The following is an 18,103-nucleotide window of genomic DNA, read 5'->3' as shown; positions in this document are numbered from 1 at the left end:
AATGCAAACCCCATGGACAACGCCCACCCGTGACCACACCACCGGCCTGGTTTTGGCCGGCGGCCAGGGCTCACGCATGGGGGGGCGCGACAAAGGCCTGCAACTTTTTGCGGGGCAGCCTTTGGCCTACCACGCACTGCAGCGGCTGCAGCCACAAGTGAGCCGCTGCCTGGTCAGCGCCAATCGCCATTTTGACCACTACACCGGCTGGGGGGTGCCGGTGCTGCCCGACCAGTTGCCCGATCACCTGCCCCCGTACCCGGGGCCTTTGGCCGGATTTTTGACCGGGCTGACCCACTGCAGCACGCCATGGCTGCTGACGGTGCCGTGCGACAGCCCTTTCTTCCCCCACGATTTGGCCCAGCGGCTGACCGCCTGTGCGCACACCCATCACGCCAGATTGGTACTGGCCGCGGCCCCGGATGCCACCGGCCAGCTGCGCCCCCAGCCCACCTTTGCCTTGCTGCATCGCAGCCTGGCCCCCAGCCTGGCCGATTTTTTGCAGCAAGGGGGCCACAAAATTGGCCAGTGGGCCCAGGAGCAAGGCCGCATCCTGTGCCCTTTTGACCGAGCCACCGACCACCCTTTGCGCAGCTTTGTCAATATCAACACCTTGGCCGAGCTGCAAACCTTGGAATAAACCGCATGCACCCCGACCTTCCCGTCCCCCAGGCCCAAGCCCTGCTGGCACAAATGATCACGCCACTGACCGTGTGTGCTGGCGCGACAGAGCACCTGCCCCTGCCCCAAGCCGGGGGGCGCATTCTGGCGCAAGACCTCATCAGCCCCGTCGATGTGCCACCGCACAACAACAGCGCGATGGATGGCTATGCGTTTGCGGGCTGCGCCCTGGGCACTGTGCCAGCCGGGCAAACGCTGGCGCTGACCATCGTCGGCACCGCCTTGGCGGGCCAACCTTGGGACGGTACGCTGCAGGCGGGGCAAGCCGTGCGCATCATGACCGGGGCGGTGATCCCCACCGGGGCCGATACCGTGGTAGCGCAAGAGCAGGTGACCGTGACCGGCACCACCGTCACCCTGCCTGCCAACGGCCTGCCGCCTGGGGCCAATGTCCGCCTGCGCGGTGAAGACTTGGCCCAGGGGCACATCGCCCTGCCCCAAGGCCAGCCCTTACACGCCGCCGCCTTGGGCTTGGCCGCCAGCTTGGGGCTGGCCACGCTGCCCGTGGTACGGCGTTTGCGTGTCGCGTATTTTTCGACGGGCGATGAAATTCTGACCCTGGGCGATGCCCCCCGCCCAGGGGCGGTGTTTGACAGCAATCGCTATACGATCACAAGCATGTTGCGCAATATGGGCGTAGAAATTATTGATCTTGGAGCTATTTCTGATAATCCACAAGCGCTAAGTGCTAGCTTTTTACAAGCATCTGAAGTGGCCGATGCCATCATCACCAGCGGTGGTGTCAGCATGGGCACCGCCGACCACACCCAAGCTTTGATGCAAGAACTGGGCGAAGTGGCGTTTTGGCGCTTGGCGCTGCGCCCAGGGCGGCCTTTTGCTGTTGGCAAAATTCATAAAAAAATTACGAACAAAAACAGCGATTTCGCAATACCAGAAAGCGCTAACAGCTCTCAAAATAGCGAATCGACTTGGCTTTTTGGCCTGCCTGGCAACCCTGTGGCGGCCATGGTCAGCTTTTTGGCTTTGGTGCGTCCGGCGCTGCAGCGCTTGATGGGGGCCACCCCCACGGCCCCTTTGCTGGTTCCGGCCCGGTGCAGCCACAGCATTCGCAAACAGCCTGGGCGCACCGAATACCTGCGGGCCCAGGTCAGCACGGGGGCTGATGGGCAGTTGGCCGTGCGCACCACCGGGGCGCAAGGCTCGGGCCTGCTGCACTCCATGGTGCAGGCCAACTGCCTCATCGTGCTGGCGCACGACCAAGGCAGCGTGACCGCCGGTGACAGCGTGCCGGTGTGGCTGCTCGATGGCTTGCTGTAGAGGGTAGAGGGCGGCACACCCGCGAGGAGATCGTGAATACGTTCTTACGCCAGCACCTGCTCCACGCCCAGGTTAGCCAAGGCATCGGCCCGCTCATTGCCTGGGTCGCCCGCATGGCCCTTGACCCAATGCCAGGTAATGCGGTGGCCCGAGTTTTGCACCAAGGCATCCAAAGCCTGCCATAAATCGGCATTTTTCACGGGTTGCTTGGCCGCCGTGCGCCACCCTTTGGCTTTCCAGCCGTGAATCCACTCGGTAATGCCCTGGCGCACGTACTGGCTATCCAGGTAAAGCTGCACATCACAAGGGCGTTTGAGTGCCTGCAGCGCCTCGATCACAGCGGTCAGCTCCATGCGGTTATTGGTGGTTTGGCGCTCGCCGCCATACAACTCTTTGACATGGGGCCCCGCTTGCAGCAAAACCCCCCAACCACCGGGGCCGGGATTGCCTTTGCAAGCCCCGTCGGTGTAAATCACAACTTCATTCAATTTGTTTTCCTACATTTTTTTGCGCAGCAGCGGCAGCAGCGGCACCTGCCAGCGTTTGCCGCCGCCAAGCGGGTCCCAGTAGGCGCATGCCGGGGACTTTTTTCACCGCCAGCACGCAGTATGCCCCGCCCAGCACCGGCCAAGCGCGTTGCCCCAGCGCATCCAGCCACGCCCAGCGCTGCTGCCACAGGGCCGTTTCCAAAGCCGGAGCATGGCAGCCAAAATCAACCGCCAGCACCTCTAAATCAAGCAATTGCAACCAATCGCGCAGCCGCCAATAACTCAAACCCCGGGCGGCATTGAGTTGCGCTGGGCGCTCCAGCCCATGCTGCGCACCCCACACACTCCAGCGATTGAGGCCAAAAATCAGCACCCGCCCCTCAGGCACCAACACCCGCGCCACTTCGCGCACGGCAGCGTGGGGTGATTGGCAGCGCTCCAAGGTGTGCGGTAGCACCAGCAAGTCGATGCTGGCCTCGGCAAAGGGCAGGGCTTCGGGGTGGCAGACCAGTTGGGCCTGCGCTGGCGCTTGGCAAGATTGGTTTTCGCAGGTCAAATCCGCCTCTTGTGCCGCCAGCCAGCGCCGGGGCATGCGGTTGCAGCGCAAAGCCTGCAAAGCGGGCCACCCCACTTGCACTGCGTAGTAGCCAAAAATATCGGCCACGGCCTCATCGCAGCGCTGCTGCTGCCAGTCGAGCAAATACTGCTGCCAGGCCCTGGCCTGTGGCGTGACATCGTGCAATCTTTACTCCTCTTTTGGACCTTGTTTATTTCATCCTGCTTATGTTGATTCAGCCCCTGCCCGCTTTTAACGACAACTACCTTTGGCTGGCCCACGACGGAAAAAACGCCGTGGTCGTCGATCCGGGCGATGCCCAACCGGTGCTGGCCGCATTGCAAGCCCAGCAATTGACCCTGCAGGCGATTGTATTGACCCACCACCATGGCGACCATACCGGCGGTGTGGCTGCGCTGCGCCAAGCCACCCAGTGCCGCGTGCTGGGGCCAGCCCAAGAAAAACTGCCCGAGCCCGTCGAGCGCGTACACGCCGGGCAACGCATCGCATTGCTGGGCACCGACTGGCAGGTGTTGGCCGTGCCCGGCCACACCGCAGGGCATATTGCCTGGTACGCCCCCGACCTGGTCGCAGGTGGTGCGCTATTTTGTGGCGACACCCTGTTTTCTGGCGGCTGTGGCCGCTTGTTTGAGGGCACGGCCGCGCAAATGCACGCCTCGCTGCAGCAATTGGCGGCCTTGCCAGCGAGCACCCAGGTTTTCTGTGCGCACGAATACACACTGAGCAACTTGCGCTTTGCCTTGACTGTAGAGCCTGATAATGCCGTGCTGCAGCAGTACCAGCACTGGTGCCAGCAGCAACGGGACCGTGGCCTGCCCACCCTGCCCTCCACCATGGCGCAGGAGTTGGCCATTAACCCGTTTTTGCGCTGCAACGTGCCGACGGTGCAGCGCAGTGCTGTCACTTTCGACCCCACCACGGCCCCCACACCTGAAGCCACCTTGGCCACGCTGCGGGCTTGGAAAAACGTTTTTGCATAACTTGCCTGATGCGCCCCCCTTGCATGCCCACCTTGCGCCTTTTTCTTGTCCTGTTTTCGCTGTGGCTGGCCGGTTGTGCCGCCACCACGCCCTCCGGCCCGCAGGCCAGCGGGCCACTGAAACCCTTATCGCAATCGAGCCTCGCCTCGGGCAAGGTCGCCTCGCTGGAGCCGCCCCAAGACCTGTGGGAACGCATCCGCAGCGGCTTTGCCATGCCCGACCTGGAAAGCGACAAAGTCACCGATCGCGAGCAGTGGTACAGCAGCCGCCCGGACTACATCCTGCGCATGACCGAGCGCTCCAAAAAATACCTGTTCCACATTGTCGAAGAGCTGGAAAAGCGCAACATGCCCACCGAGCTGGCGCTGCTGCCCTACATCGAAAGCGCGTTTAACCCGCAGGCCGTCTCCAGCGCCAAGGCCGCTGGCATGTGGCAATTCATGCCGGCCACCGGCACCTACTTTGACCTGCAGCAAAACATGCTGCGTGACGATCGGCGCGATGTGCTGGCCTCCACCCGCGCGGCGCTGGATTACCTGGAAAAACTGCACGCTATGTTTGGCGACTGGCACCTGGCCCTGGCCGCCTACAACTGGGGCGAAGGCAGTGTCAGCCGCGCCATTAAGCGCAATGAAAAAGCCCAGCTGGGTACGAGCTACACCGATCTGACCATGCCGGCAGAAACCCAGTTTTACGTGCCCAAGCTGCAAGCGGTGAAAAACATCATCGCCAACCCCGAAGCCTTTGACACGGAGCTACCCGTCATCGAGAACCACCCCTTCTTTGATGTGGTCGAAATCCAGCACGACATGGATGCCCAAGTTGCCGCCGAGCTGGCCGATGTGTCCATGGACGATTTCAAAGCGCTCAACCCCTCGCTGAAAAAACCGGTGATCTTTGCCGCCGCCACGCAAAAAATCCTGCTGCCCTGGGACAACGCCAAAGTCTTCAAGCAAAACCTGCAAGAGCTTAAATCCGGCAAAAACCCCAAATTGGCCAGCTGGACGGTGTGGAAAGCCCCCAAAACCATGCGCCTGGCCGATGTCATGGCGCAAACCGGGGCCAGCGAAGCGCAGCTGCGCGAGGTCAATGACATCCCGCCGCGCATGATGATCAAAGCTGGCTCGGCCCTGATCGTGCCCCGGCTGGAGCCGCACACGCAGGATGTCCCCCAGCAGCTGGCCAACAACGCCCGCCTAGAGTTCACCCCCGAATACAGCCTGGTCACCAAACGCAAAGCCATCCGCGTGCAGCGTGGCGACACCCTGTCCAGCCTGGCCAAACGCCACAACGTCAGCGCCCACCAATTGACCAGCTGGAACAAACTGCCGGCCAACGCGGGCCTGCGCATCGGCCAAACACTGAGCATTTACACCGAGGTGCAACAAGCCATTCGCAGCCAAGCCAGCGGCAAACGCACAACGGCCAACAACAAAAAAGCCGCCCCCGCCAAGCGCGTTGCCCAAGCTGCACCGCAAAAACGCGGCGGAACGCCTGCCAAGCGCAAGCGCTGAACACGGCTGAATACCGCTAAACACCGCTGAAAAAACCGAGCGCGCTGGCCCTGGCTGGCGCCACCGGCGGTTGCGCTGCGCGGGTTGTGGCGCCGCCCTAAAATTGCCCCAGCCGCTGCCTGCGGCTGTTGTTGTTGCTTTTCCGCCTTGATCTGCCTGCCATGCACTTGCCCAAACTCACCCTCGGACAACGCTTTACCCACCCTTTACCCGCTGCCAGCGCCGATGCGCTGTTACTGGCCCAGCTGGCGCGGCAAGAGAAAGCGGCCGGGCGGGTCACGGCCATTATTTGTGCCGATGCCAGCGATGCCCGCCGCCTGCAGGACGAGATCGCCTTCTTTCTGCCCGGCTTGCGCTGCGCTTTGTTTCCGGACTGGGAGACGCTGCCCTACGACCAGTTCTCGCCCCACCAAGACTTGATCAGCGAGCGCCTGGCCACGCTGTGGGCCATTCGCCAGGGCGAGGTCGATGTGGTGCTGCTGCCCGCCAGCACGGCGCTGTACCGGCTGGCACCACCGTCGTTTTTGGCCGCCTACACCTTCTCGTTCACCCAGGGCCAGCAGCTCGATGAAGCCAAACTCAAAGCACAACTGAGTTTGGCCGGCTACCAGCACGTCAGCCAAGTGGTCAGCCCGGGTGAATACGCCGTGCGCGGCAGCCTGATTGACCTGTTCCCCATGGGCAGCAGCAGCCCCTACCGGGTGGATTTGTTTGACGACGAGATCGACAGCATCCGCACCTTTGACCCCGACACCCAGCGCAGCCAGCACGAGGTAAAAACCGTGCGCCTGCTGCCGGGGCGCGAATTTCCGATGGACGAGGCCGCCCGCGCCCAGTTTCGCACCCGCTGGCGCGAGCTGCTGGAGGGCGACCCCACCAAAAGCCGCATCTACAAAGACATGGGCGCGGGCCTGGCCACCGCCGGCATCGAATACTACCTACCGCTGTTTTTTGACGACACCGCCACCGTGTTTGACTACCTGGGCGCGCAAGCCACCCTGGTACTGCACGGCGACCTGCAAGTGCCGCTGCAACGCTTCTGGCACGACACGCAAGAGCGCTGGCGCATGGTGCAAGGCGACCCCGACCACCCCGCCCTGGCGCCGCAAGCGCTGTTTTTAACGGCCGAGCAGTTCTACACCCTGGCCAAGCCTTACGCCCAGCTGGCCCTGCGCCCTGGGGCCGATGGCACCGCCGCCGTGGCAGGCAGCCCGGCCCACCCGCAGGCGCTGGACGGTATCGCCCCCCTGCCCCCGCTGACGGCCGAGCGCAGCCACGCAGAGCCCCTGCAGCGCCTGCAAGACCACCTGCGCAGCAGCGGGCGGCGCACGCTCATCTTGGCTGAAAGCGCTGGGCGCAGCGAAAGCCTGCAGGACTTTTTGCGCGCCAGCGGCATCACCCCCACGGCCTTTGCCAGCCTGCAAGCCTTTCAGCAAGGGCAAGCGGCGCTGGGCATGGCCGTCGGCCCCCTGGTGCGCGGCTTTGCCTGGCTAGAAGCCGGGCTGGACTTGGTGACCGAAACCGAGCTGTTTGCCACCAGCGGCGGCGTGCGCCGACGCAGCAAAAAGCAAGAGCAGGTCAGCGATGTGGACATGCTGATTCGCGACCTGTCGGAGCTAAAAATCGGTGACCCCGTCGTCCACAGCCAGCACGGCATTGGCCGCTACCTGGGCCTGATCCACATGGACATGGGCCAAACCGACCCCGACGGCAACCCCGCCCTGCAAGAATTTTTGCACCTCGAATACGCCGACAAGGCTGCGCTGTACGTGCCGGTAAGCCAGCTACAGCAAATTGGCCGCTACACCGGGGTCACGCCCGAATCGGCCCCGCTGCACAAGCTGGGCGGCAGCCAGTGGGAAAAAGCCAAACGCAAAGCCGCCGAGCAGGTGCGCGATGCGGCGGCCGAGCTGCTCAACATCTACGCCCGCCGCGCCGCGCGCCAAGGCCACGCTTTTCGCCTGAACGCGCACGATTACGAGCAGTTTGCCGAGGATTTTGGCTTTGAAGAAACCGCCGACCAGCAAGCGGCCATCAACGCCGTCGTTCACGACCTGATCAGCCCCCAGCCCATGGACCGCCTAGTCTGCGGCGACGTGGGCTTTGGCAAGACCGAGGTGGCCCTGCGCGCCGCTTTTGTGGCCGCCATGGGCGGCAAGCAAGTGGCCTTTTTGGCCCCCACCACCTTGCTGGCCGAGCAGCATTACCAAACCCTGGTCGATCGCTTTGCCAAATGGCCGGTGCGCATTGCCGAGATGAGCCGCTTTCGCACCACCAAAGAGATCAACGCCGCCCTCAAGGGCCTGGCCGAAGGCAGCATCGACATTGTGGTGGGCACGCACAAGCTGCTCAGCGCCAACACCAAGTTCAAGGATTTGGGCCTGCTCATCATCGACGAAGAGCACCGCTTTGGCGTGCGCCACAAAGAGGCCATGAAGCAGCTGCGCGCCGAGGTGGACGTGCTCACGCTGACCGCCACGCCCATTCCCCGTACCATGGGCATGGCCCTGGAAGGATTGCGGGATTTATCGGTGATTGCCACCGCCCCGCAACGGCGGCTAGCTATCAAAACCTTTGTGCGCTCTGAGAGCCAGGGCGTGATCCGCGAAGCCGTGCTGCGTGAATTCAAACGCGGCGGGCAGGTGTACTTTTTGCACAACGAGGTGGACACCATTGAAAACCGCCGCCAAGCGCTGCAAGAAATCCTGCCCGAGGCCCGCATCGCCATCGCCCACGGCCAAATGCCCGAGCGCGAACTCGAGCGCGTGATGCGCGACTTTGTCGCCCAGCGTTTTAACTTGCTACTGTGCTCGACCATCATCGAAACCGGCATCGACGTGCCCACCGCCAACACCATCATCATGGCGCGGGCCGACAAATTTGGCCTGGCCCAGCTGCACCAGCTGCGCGGGCGCGTAGGCCGCAGCCACCACCAAGCCTATGCCTACCTGATGGTGCCGGACGTGCAAAGCCTGACCAAACAAGCCCAGCAGCGCCTGGAAGCCATTCAAGAGATGGAAGAGCTGGGCAGCGGCTTCTACCTGGCCATGCACGACCTGGAAATTCGCGGCGCGGGCGAGGTGCTGGGCGACAACCAAAGCGGCAACATGACCGAAATCGGCTTTCAGCTCTACAACGAAATGCTGGCCGAAGCCGTGCGCAGCTTGAAAGCCGGGCACGAGCCCGATTTGCTCTCGCCCCTGCAGGCGGCCACCGACATCAACCTGCACGCCCCCGCCCTGCTGCCCAGCGACTACTGCGGCGATGTGCAACTGCGCCTGTCGCTGTACAAAAAACTGGCCTCGGCCAAAACCAGCGGCCAAATCGATGCGCTGCTGGAAGAAATCGTCGATCGCTTTGGCAAGCTGCCGCACCAAACGCAAACCCTCATCGACACCCACCGCCTGCGCGTGCTGGCCGAACCCTACGGCGTGCTCAAGGTCGATGCCGCGCCGGGGGTGATCAACATCACCTTCAAGCCCAACCCGCCAATCGACCCGCTGCACATCATCCAGCTCATCCAAAAAAACAAACACATCAAACTGGCCGGCAACGACAAACTGCGCATCGAACGCGCCCTGCCCGACCCCGCCGCCCGCGCCCACCTGGTGCGCGATATTTTGAAAAACCTGGGCACCCCTACTACCCCGGCACCCGCGCCAGCGCCCCAGCCACGCGAGGCAGTGCATGCTTGAAAGCGCCCTGGCCCTCATCGCCCTCATCCTGGCCCTGCTGCTGCGCCCCTGGCGGCAGCTGCTCAACCGCCGCCCGCTGGTGACGCAAAGCAGCGGCGATGCCAGTGGGCTGTGGACACCGCTTTTGGCCACCTTGGTGGTGCTGCCCTGGATGTGGGCGCTGCCCACGCTGCACCAGATGCCGCTGCAGCTGCAGTGGTCGGGGGCTTGCCTGGTGCTGCTGATGCTGGGCTGGCCCCTGGCGGTGCTGACACTGCTGGCCGTGGGCGTTATCACCTGGCTGCTCTCGCCCAGCCTGAGCGTGCCGGCCACGCTGGCGCTGACCGTTTGGCACGGCCTGGTGCCCGCCACGTTGGCGATGGGCTGGGGGGCACTGCTGCGGCGCTTTCTGGGCACCAAGGTGTTTGTCTATCTCTTTGGCCGGGGCTTTTTCGGCACGGTTGTGTGCCTGTTCATCGCCGGGCTGTTGGCCCAGGCCGCCGGCGAGCAACTGCCCGGTGTGCAGCAAGAGCTGGGCAAGATTGCCCGCTGGCTGATGGCCTGGGGCGATGCGGTGGTGACGGGGATGCTGACCGCCGTCTTTGTGGCCTACCGTCCGCAGTGGTTGGCCACCTGGTCGGACGATTTGTACCTGTACCAGCAGCAGAAGAAGAAATAAAATTTAATAGCTCTTTGCGCTTAAAAATAAACATATTTATGCATCAATAGCATTGAATCTGTTTATTTATCAGCGGAAACAGCTATTTTTACAATAGCTCTTCCACTGGCATGGGCTTGCCAAACAGGTAGCCTTGGTAGATCAGGCAGCCGTTGGCGCTCAGGGCTTGCTGCTGCTCGGCGGTTTCCACGCCTTCGGCAATCACGTCCAGCCCCAGGTTGTTCGCCATGGTGACGATGGTGCGCACAATGGCCGTGGCTTTGGCATCGTGCACCATGGCTTGGACAAAGCTGCGGTCAATTTTGAGCTGGCTCAGCGGCAAGTCGCGCAAGTAGGCCAGCGAGGAGTACCCGGTGCCAAAGTCATCCAGCGAAAAACGCACGCCGTGGCGTTGCAAGGCGGCCATTTTTTCAATCACTTGATCGGGGTTTTCCAGCAAGATGGTTTCGGTCAGCTCCAGCTTCAGCTGCGCCGGGGGGGCCCCGGTTGTTTCTAGAATTTGCAGCACGTGGGCAACAAAATCTTCTTGGCCCACCTGCTGTCCGCTGACATTCACCGCAATCGTCCAGTGGCTGCGCGCGGGCAGGCCCTGCGGGGCACCGGCGGCTGCGGGCTGCGCCCATTGCGCCAGCTGCTTGCACGCGGCCTGCAGCACCCACTGCCCCAGGGGGAGGATGAGGCCGGTCTCTTCCGCCAAAGGAATAAATTCGCCAGGGGACACCAGCCCGCGCTGGGGGTGGTGCCAGCGCACCAAGGCTTCCACACCCACAATCTGCCCGGTGCTGCCCACTTGGGGTTGGTAGCACAGGGTCAGCTGGCTTTGTTCAATGGCTTGGCGCAGGGCTTGTTCCAGGGCCAAGCGCTCCAGCACCTCAGCCTGCATTTGCGGGTTAAAAAAGCGCATGGTGTTGCGCCCTTCGGCTTTGGCGCGGTACATGGCCAAATCGGCGTGCTGCATTAAATCGGACACGGGCACGGCCAAACCACTGAACAGCACCACCCCCATGCTGCCGGTGGTGTGGACCTCTTGCCCTTTGAGTACCACCGGGGTGGCCAGCATGCCCAAGATTTCTTGCGCCAGCGCTTCGACCTGCCGGGCGGCCTTGAAGGCACGGGTGTCCAAGCCTTCAATGAGCAGCACAAACTCATCGCCGCCCAGGCGGGCAATGGTGTCGCTTTCGCGCACGGCCGCACGCAGACGCTTGCCGATCTCTATGAGCAGCACATCGCCTTGCTCATGGCCCAGGATGTCATTGACGCGCTTGAAATTGTCCAAATCCATGAACACCAAGGCCCCGTGGTGGCCGGTTTGGGCACTGGTTTTGACGGCATGCTCCAGGCGATCGAGCAGCAGACGGCGATTGGGCAGCTGGGTCAGCGAGTCGTAAAACGCCAGGTGGCGAATTTCTTCCTCGGCAGCTTTGCGGCTGGTAATGTCAAACAGCGAACCGACGTAATGGGTGGTGGTTTGGGTCTCGTCTTTGACGGCGGTAATGGTCAGCCACTCGGGGTAGATTTCACCGTTTTTGCGGCGATTCCAGACCTCTCCCGCCCAGGTGCCGTGGCTGAGCAATTGCTGGCGCATGGCAGCATAAAACGCCGCACCATGCCGCCCCGATTTCAGGATGCTGGGAGTTTTGCCCACCACATCTGCGGCGCTGTAGCCGGTGATATCGGTAAAGGCCTGGTTGAATTGCAGGATGCGGCTTTTGGCATCGGTGACGATCATGCCCTCTTGCGATTCAAAGGCAATGGCGGCGATGCGCAGCTTTTCCTGGGTGGCTTCGCGCTCTTGGTGGTAGCGGGCAAACAAGCCCCCCGACCAGCGCGAAAACACCCACGAGCCCAGCCCGCCCAGCAGCAAAGAGGCCAGCACGACCAACACCAGCTCCAGCTGCTGGCGCACTTTGTGCTCGTTTTGCTGCTGGACTTCAGCCTGCCAGGGCGCTTCCAGCTCGTTGTTGAACATGGTGGTGGTCAGCACCCAGCCCCAAGGGGCATAGGTGGTGACCAGGGCGGTTTTGCGCCCCAAGGGGGCATCGGGTGCCGCTCCAGGACGGGGCCAGTCGTATTCGACAAAGCCGCCACCGCCCTGGGCCGTCTCGCGCAGCTTTTCTAAGGCTTGGCGCTGCACGGGCAGCATTTGCTCAGGCAACAGCCCCTCCAGCGAGGCATCGCTGGGACTGAGCAGCGAGCGCCCGTCATGGTCGATCAGCCCAATGGTGCCCGTACTGCCAAAGCGCAAGCCCCGCAGACGCCGCATGGCTTCTTTTTTCTGCAGCTCTTCCCACTCCAGGACATAGTCGCCGGTGCCGATCAGCCAGTCAAAAGGAGCGAAGTGGCGCACGTAGGCGATTTTTCGCGCCATGGTTTGCGGGTTTTTCGGGTGGTACCACCGGTATTCAAAAAAGCCGTTGCCATCCGGGGTCAGGGCCGCATTGATCAAGCCCCGCATGATGTAGGAGCCGGTGTCGTCTTGGTTGTTGATGCCCGATTGCCCCTCGTACTCTGGTGCCGTTGGCAGCAGGACAAAGTCGCCTTGCATGCTGTCAATAAACACGTAGCCCCGGCCTTCAAAAAAACGCAGCGGACGCAGGGCTTCAACAATCAGCTGCTGCACTTGCTGCGCTGGGCGGTGCGGGGCTTCGCGCTTATAAATTGCCTGCGCCACCACGAATGCGGCATCGGTTTGCTCGACCATGTTCTGGCGCATGACCGATTCGGTGCGCTTGCGCAAAAACTCAAGATAGCCTATGGCCGATTGCAGCTCAGAAGAAAGGCGCTGGCGCTGTTGCTCAGCCATGGTCTGCATGATTCGCTCACGAAACGCCTGCTGCTGCTCTTTGCTGCGCCAAGAATAAAAGCTGGCCAACGCCAGGGTTACTACCAGCATCAGCACCAGGGTGCCCAGCAAATGCAGCCGGGGCAAGGCCGTTGCATTGGCTGTTAAAGATGTTTTTTTCTCACTCAACGGGAATTTCCTTGCCACCAACCACAGGTATTTGCACCATGAAAAAACCCACGGCTTTGCAGGCTGTGGGGTTCAGAATATGTTTACTTTGCAATAAAAGGTAAATTTTACGATTTTGTATTGTTTGCAAAAACAAAATCACACCACTATCGGCTCCGGCTCCAGCCGAATGCCAAAGCGCTCGTACACGCTGGTTTGAATCGCAGCCGCCAGGGTCATAACCTCTCCACCCGTCACACTGTTGTCGCAACTGCCAAGCGTGCCACGATTGACCAACACCAGCGCTTGGTGCTCATACACTCCGGCGCGGCCCAGGGTTTTGCCTTTCCAGCCACAGGCATCAATCAACCAGCCGGCGGCCAGCTTGATGCGGCCATCGGGCAGGGGGTAGTAGACAATTTTGGGCTCGCGGGCAATGGTGTCGCGGCATTGCTCTTGGGTGACGGTGGGGTTTTTAAAAAAACTGCCCGCATTGCCAATCTGCGCTGGATCGGGCAACTTGGCACGGCGAATGGCGCACACCCAATCACACACCTGCTGGGCACTGGGCTGAGCAATGCCCAAACTTTCTGCCTTGCGCTGCAGCTCCAGGTAGCCCAGCTCGGGCTGCCATTGCTTGGGCAGGGCCAAGCGCACCTGGGTTATCACCGCTTGGCCTGCCAAGCCAAAATCACCCGCCTGCGCCGGCACATGTTTAAACACCGAATCACGGTAGGCAAAAGCGCATTGGGCCGCATCCAGGGTAAAGACCTGCCCCGTGCGCAAATCCACCGCATCCAGACTGTGAAAGCGGTCTTGCAGCTCCACCCCGTAGGCCCCAATGTTTTGCACAGGGGCTGCGCCCACGGTGCCGGGGATCAACGCCAAATTCTCTAAACCGCCCCAGCCCTGCTGCAGTGTCCACTCCACCAAGTCATGCCAGCGCACCCCCGCCCCAGCCTGCACAATCCAATGCTTGGCCGTTTCTTCCACCAAGGCCATGCCGGGAATTTCCATTTTTAGCACCACGGCATGCACCACATCGCCACTCAAAACGATATTGCTGCCCCCACCCAGCACCAAGCTGGGGCGCAAGGCCCCTTGCGGGGTGCGCAAAATGGCACTGGAGGCGACCTCCTGCACCGCTTGGGTGCTGGTCAAGCGCACCAGCACATCGGCACTGGCGGCAATGCCAAAGGTATTCAAATTCTGTAATGAAGTATTTTTCTCGACTAACATCCCCCGATTGTCGCACTGCGCCTGAGTGGGTCTGGTGGGTGCGCCCTGTTTGAGAAGAGAGAAAGAGAACTGCTATGCCTTCATTTGATACCGTCTTGGAAGCTGATTTTGTCGAAGTCAAAAACGCCGTGGACAACTCTGCCAAAGAAATTGGCACCCGCTTTGACTTCAAAGGCAGCTCAGCGGGCCTGGAGCTCAAGGACAAAGAGATCACCCTGTTTGGCGATGCCGATTTTCAGCTCCAGCAGGTCGAGGACATCCTGCGCAACAAACTGACCAAGCGCAACGTGGATGTGCGCTTCATGGACGTGCAGCCATCGCAAAAAATCGGCGGCGATAAGGTCAAGCAGGTGGTAAAAATCAAAAACGGCATTGAATCAGAACTGGCCAAAAAAATTCAAAAACTCATTAAAGAGAGCAAGATGAAGGTGCAAGCGGCCATCCAGGGCGATGCCGTGCGCATCACTGGTGCCAAGCGCGATGACCTGCAAGCGGCGATGGCGCTGATCCGCAAAGAGCTGCCTGACCACCCGCTGTCGTTCAACAACTTCCGCGATTAACACCTGCAACCGCCCCAGCACCTGCCTGCCCTTCTTGATTGCGCCGCACTTGCGCCGATACGCTGCCATGGACTACGACACCTACGAAGACCTGCAAGGCTTGTGGGCCGATTTAGAGGCGGCCTTGGCTTTGGTGCTGACGCATCCGGCGCAGGTGGGTAATTTTGAAGCCAAAGTTCTGCAACTTGATGCGTGGCTGCAAGAGCTCTTGGCGCATGACCGCGATGCGGGCTTGTACCTGATGTACCAGCTGGCCTCCAGCTCGCACACGGGCTACAGCGCGGCCCATGCACTGGTATGCGCAACACTGAGCCACATTTTGGCCGACACCTACCATTTGCCACCGCAAGAGCGCGATGCCTTGGTCCGCGCCGCCCTGACCATGAACATCGGCATGACCCAGCTGCAAGACCAGCTGGCCTTGCAGCGCGAGCGCCCCAGCGCTGCCCAGCAAGAAGCCATTCGCATGCATCCGGTGGAAGGGCGGCGCTTGCTGGAGCGCATGCAAATCACCAATGGATTGTGGCTGGACGTGGTGACGCTGCACCATATCAACATCCCGCCACAGCTGCCATTGCTGCAGCAGCAAGCGGCTGAACGTTTGGCCCGCCTGCTGGCCACGGTGGATCGCTATGCCGCCATGATCAGCCCCCGCCGCAGCCGGGCCGGCCGCAGCGTGGCCGAATCGGTGCATGTGATCACCGGCCCCTCCTCGCAGCTCTATCAAAAAGCCGGGGATGCCTTGCTGCACAGCGTGGGCATGTACCCGCCCGGGGTGTTCATTGCGCTCAACGATGAAACCACCGCCGTGGTGCTGCGCAGAACCCAGCAGCCGCACCAGCCGCAAATTGCCAAGCTGCTGGATGCGCGCAAACTGCCGTTTGCCCAGCCGCAAATTCTGTTGCTCACCCAAGAGCCGCAGCTGCGCATTACGCACAGCCTGTCCTCCTCAGAAGTGCGCCCCTTTTTGGACACCCAAAGCTTGTTGCACTTGGGGGCCTTGATGACCAACAGCACGCCCACCTTCCAGCAAATTACGCAAACGCCTGGGCAAGCCTAAGCGGGTTGCTAGGGTTTTTTCCAGTAGCTGACCACTATCGCCACCACCAAACCCACCGGCACGCCAAACACGGCGGCCGACACCGGCTGGATGTCCCACCACATCCCATTGGCCAGCCAGGCTTTCGGGAACAGCGCCTGCGCCAGTGCCGTATGGGAGAGCATGTAGTACAGCGTCACCCCCAGCCCACTGAGCATGCCGGCCACCGCACCCATGCGGTTGGTGCCACGCCAAAAAATGCCCAGCACCATCACCGGCACAAAGGCGGAAGCAGCTATCGAAAATGAAGCTGCAACCATAGGCAAAATATCAGAAGAGCGACGACTTGCCACAAAAGCGGCCGCCAACGCTACGGCCATAAGTACAAACTTTGAGACAATCACCCGCTGCTCGGTACTGGCCTGGTGCGGGCGGGCTTGAAAGTACAAATCGCGCACCAAGGCATTGCTGATCGTCAGCAGCAAACCATCGGCCGTGGACAGCGCCGCCGCCAGACCACCGGCCGCCACCAACCCCGACATCACGTAGGGCAGCCCGGCAATTTCTGGGGTGGCCAGCATGATGAGGTCCGCCCCCAGGCGAATTTCGCCCCACTGCAAGCGGCCATCGCCATTCACATCTTCGACGGCCAGCAACGAGCTATCCACCCGTGACCATTGGGCAATCCAGGTGGGCAGCTCATCAAAGCGCACACCGACCAATTTGTGCATCACCTCGTACTTCACCAAGGCGGCCAAGGCCGGCGCACTGAGGTACAACAGCGCAATAAAAAACAGCGACCACGCTACCGAGGAGCGCGCCCCGGCCACCGAGGGCGCGGTGTAGTAGCGCGTCAGCAGGTGGGGCAGCCCTGCCGTGCCCAGCATCAGGCAAAACATTAAAGCCAAAAAGTTGCGCCGGGATTTATCAAACAGGGCTTGCTCCTGCGGCGAGCCTTCAGGATCACCGGCAAAGGGCAGGGTATGGCGGGGCACCCCATTCAAGGGCTGGGAGCGCTGGCGGTATTCGTGCATTTGCTCCTGCCACAGGATTTTGGCCTCTTCGGGGGTGCGCGGCAGGTTCACCAGCTCGCGATTGGCCTGCACAATCGATGCCATATCGCTGTGAATAGAGCGCAGATACCGCACCCGCTCTTGCAGCAGCTGGCGCTCTTGCTCCAAGTTTTGCGCCACATTGCTCAATTTGTATTCCAGCACCTGGGCGCGGCGCTCAAACTCCTGGCGCACTTGCAGCTCTTCAGGGGCCGCCAGCAGCCGCGTTTCCATATCGGCAATGGCTTGCAAATGGCTGTCGTAGGCCACAGCGGCCACCGGGTTGCCCAATTGCTTGTACGCCAGCCACGACATCGGTGCCAGAAAAGCCAGCAACACCACAATGTATTGCGACACCTGGGTCCAGGTGATGGCCTTCATCCCCCCCAGGAAGGAGCACACCAGCACGCCGCCCAAACCCAGCATGATGCCAATTTCAAACTGCACCCCGGTCAAGCGCGAAGCAATCAGCCCTACCCCATAAATTTGCGCCACCACATAGGTGAATGAGCACAGCACCGCAGACAAGGCCGCAATGATGCGCGGCCAGCTGCCCCCAAAGCGCTGCTGAAAAAAGTCTGGCAAGGTGTACAGGCGCATGGCCCGCAAATGCGGCGCAACCAGCAAGGCCACCAGCACAAAGCCCCCCGTCCAGCCCAGCACATAGGCCAGCCCCCCCGGGTTTTCAGGTGTGCCGCCATACCCTTGCAGGTACAAGGCCCCAGCCAAGCTGATAAAGGAAGCCGCACTCATCCAGTCGGCTGCCGCGGCCATACCGTTGTAAATGGGGGGAATGCGCCGCCCAGCGACGTAGTATTCCTCGGGACTGCCCGTGCGCCCCGAAATACCGATCAGCGCATACACCATCACCGTGACGAACAAAAAGATCGGGCCAATCCACAACCGCGACAGGCCCAGGTGCTCCGCCCAGCCCATACAGCCCAAAAACACCAGCACGCCGACAACGTACAGCCCCACAAAACGGTGCCAGCGCGAAGAATACGCGCGGGCATGCAGGGCATGGATACCGGGGCGATCAGAGGGCTGTGTCATCAGCCCCATCTTCCAAAGGGGGTGGGCCAGGATCGGTCGCTTGGGCATCACGCCGCTCAAACCGTGCCATGGCCCACGAGTAGAACACCACAATGGCCAAAAAGACCAACACCGAGCCTTGGGCTGCCATCCAATAGCCCCATTGCCCCCCTCCTTTTTGCAGGACACGGGCAAAATACGCCCCCCCAAACGTGACCACCACCCAGACTGTCAGCAACGATGCTTTGAGCCAAAGGTGGTGGGTGTCGTGCAAGTCGGGGGGGAAAACCTCGACTGCCACAGCGGCCGCCTCGTCATGCTGGGCAGAAACTTGCTCGGGCATGGCGGGCTGCGCAGTCG

Annotated in this window: 14 protein-coding genes; 8 read left to right on the top strand and 6 right to left on the bottom strand. The window is 61.5% G+C overall.

What is annotated here, in order from left to right:
• Position 1: 1 nt before the first annotated feature.
• Together mobA and moeA are read left to right on the top strand one after the other, a co-directional pair.
• Positions 2 to 640 (top strand): molybdenum cofactor guanylyltransferase MobA, encoded by a 639-nt coding sequence (mobA, locus tag J1777_RS06165; protein WP_207574945.1) that lies wholly within the window; start codon positions 2 to 4, stop codon positions 638 to 640.
• 5 nt (positions 641 to 645) lie between these two features.
• Complete coding sequence (gene moeA, locus J1777_RS06160; protein WP_207574944.1) at positions 646 to 1,959, top strand: molybdopterin molybdotransferase MoeA; 1,314 nt, start codon at positions 646 to 648, stop codon at positions 1,957 to 1,959.
• 44 nt (positions 1,960 to 2,003) lie between these two features.
• Here moeA and rnhA read toward each other — a convergent pair whose 3' ends face one another.
• Both rnhA and J1777_RS06150 read right to left on the bottom strand, forming a co-directional pair.
• Positions 2,004 to 2,447, bottom strand: a complete 444-nt coding sequence (rnhA, locus tag J1777_RS06155) for a ribonuclease HI (protein ID WP_207574943.1) — start codon at positions 2,445 to 2,447, stop codon at positions 2,004 to 2,006.
• Entirely contained in the window at positions 2,440 to 3,189 is a 750-nt protein-coding gene (locus tag J1777_RS06150) for a methyltransferase domain-containing protein (protein WP_207574942.1), read from the bottom strand. Before J1777_RS06150 ends, rnhA begins: the two co-directional genes overlap by 8 nt.
• A 41-nt stretch (positions 3,190 to 3,230) precedes the next feature.
• Here J1777_RS06150 and gloB point away from each other — a divergent pair, with 41 nt between their 5' ends.
• The 4 genes from gloB (at position 3,231) to J1777_RS06130 (ending at position 9,871) form a co-directional block, all read left to right on the top strand.
• Positions 3,231 to 4,004: a hydroxyacylglutathione hydrolase gene (gene gloB, locus J1777_RS06145; protein WP_207574941.1), complete on the top strand. Its 774-nt coding sequence runs from the start codon at positions 3,231 to 3,233 to the stop codon at positions 4,002 to 4,004.
• A gap of 23 nt (positions 4,005 to 4,027) precedes the next feature.
• Positions 4,028 to 5,518, top strand: coding sequence for a transglycosylase SLT domain-containing protein (locus J1777_RS06140; protein ID WP_242700420.1), 1,491 nt, complete (start codon positions 4,028 to 4,030; stop codon positions 5,516 to 5,518).
• 161 nt (positions 5,519 to 5,679) lie between these two features.
• A complete protein-coding gene (gene mfd, locus J1777_RS06135) occupies positions 5,680 to 9,213 on the top strand; it encodes a transcription-repair coupling factor (RefSeq protein WP_207574939.1) in 3,534 nt (1,177 codons plus the stop codon).
• On the top strand, positions 9,206 to 9,871 hold the full coding sequence (locus tag J1777_RS06130) for a hypothetical protein (RefSeq protein ID WP_207574938.1): 666 nt from the start codon (positions 9,206 to 9,208) through the stop codon (positions 9,869 to 9,871). Before mfd ends, J1777_RS06130 begins: the two co-directional genes overlap by 8 nt.
• Before the next feature lie 88 nt (positions 9,872 to 9,959).
• Here J1777_RS06130 and J1777_RS06125 read toward each other — a convergent pair whose 3' ends face one another.
• Together J1777_RS06125 and murB are read right to left on the bottom strand one after the other, a co-directional pair.
• The gene (locus J1777_RS06125; protein ID WP_207574937.1) at positions 9,960 to 12,842 is read right to left on the bottom strand and encodes a bifunctional diguanylate cyclase/phosphodiesterase; all 2,883 of its coding nucleotides are present in this window, start codon (positions 12,840 to 12,842) and stop codon (positions 9,960 to 9,962) included.
• Between the two features lie 138 nt (positions 12,843 to 12,980).
• Complete coding sequence (gene murB, locus J1777_RS06120) at positions 12,981 to 14,060, bottom strand: UDP-N-acetylmuramate dehydrogenase (protein WP_207574936.1); 1,080 nt, start codon at positions 14,058 to 14,060, stop codon at positions 12,981 to 12,983.
• A 74-nt stretch (positions 14,061 to 14,134) separates the two neighbouring features.
• Between murB and J1777_RS06115 the strand changes: the two genes are divergently transcribed.
• Positions 14,135 to 14,620, top strand: coding sequence for a YajQ family cyclic di-GMP-binding protein (locus J1777_RS06115; protein ID WP_207574935.1), 486 nt, complete (start codon positions 14,135 to 14,137; stop codon positions 14,618 to 14,620).
• A gap of 49 nt (positions 14,621 to 14,669) precedes the next feature.
• The gene (locus J1777_RS06110; RefSeq protein WP_207574934.1) at positions 14,670 to 15,680 is read left to right on the top strand and encodes an HD-GYP domain-containing protein; all 1,011 of its coding nucleotides are present in this window, start codon (positions 14,670 to 14,672) and stop codon (positions 15,678 to 15,680) included.
• 8 nt (positions 15,681 to 15,688) lie between these two features.
• Here J1777_RS06110 and J1777_RS06105 read toward each other — a convergent pair whose 3' ends face one another.
• Together J1777_RS06105 and J1777_RS06100 are read right to left on the bottom strand one after the other, a co-directional pair.
• Complete coding sequence (locus tag J1777_RS06105; protein WP_207574933.1) at positions 15,689 to 17,764, bottom strand: VC_2705 family sodium/solute symporter; 2,076 nt, start codon at positions 17,762 to 17,764, stop codon at positions 15,689 to 15,691.
• On the bottom strand, positions 17,748 to 18,086 hold the full coding sequence (locus J1777_RS06100; protein ID WP_207574932.1) for a DUF4212 domain-containing protein: 339 nt from the start codon (positions 18,084 to 18,086) through the stop codon (positions 17,748 to 17,750). Before J1777_RS06100 ends, J1777_RS06105 begins: the two co-directional genes overlap by 17 nt.
• Positions 18,087 to 18,103: the final 17 nt, after the last annotated feature.

The sequence above is a fragment of the Comamonas denitrificans genome (assembly GCF_017368815.1).
GTDB classification, from domain to species: Bacteria; Pseudomonadota; Gammaproteobacteria; order Burkholderiales; family Burkholderiaceae_C; genus Comamonas; species Comamonas denitrificans.
This window is presented reverse-complemented; position numbering and strand designations above follow the sequence as displayed.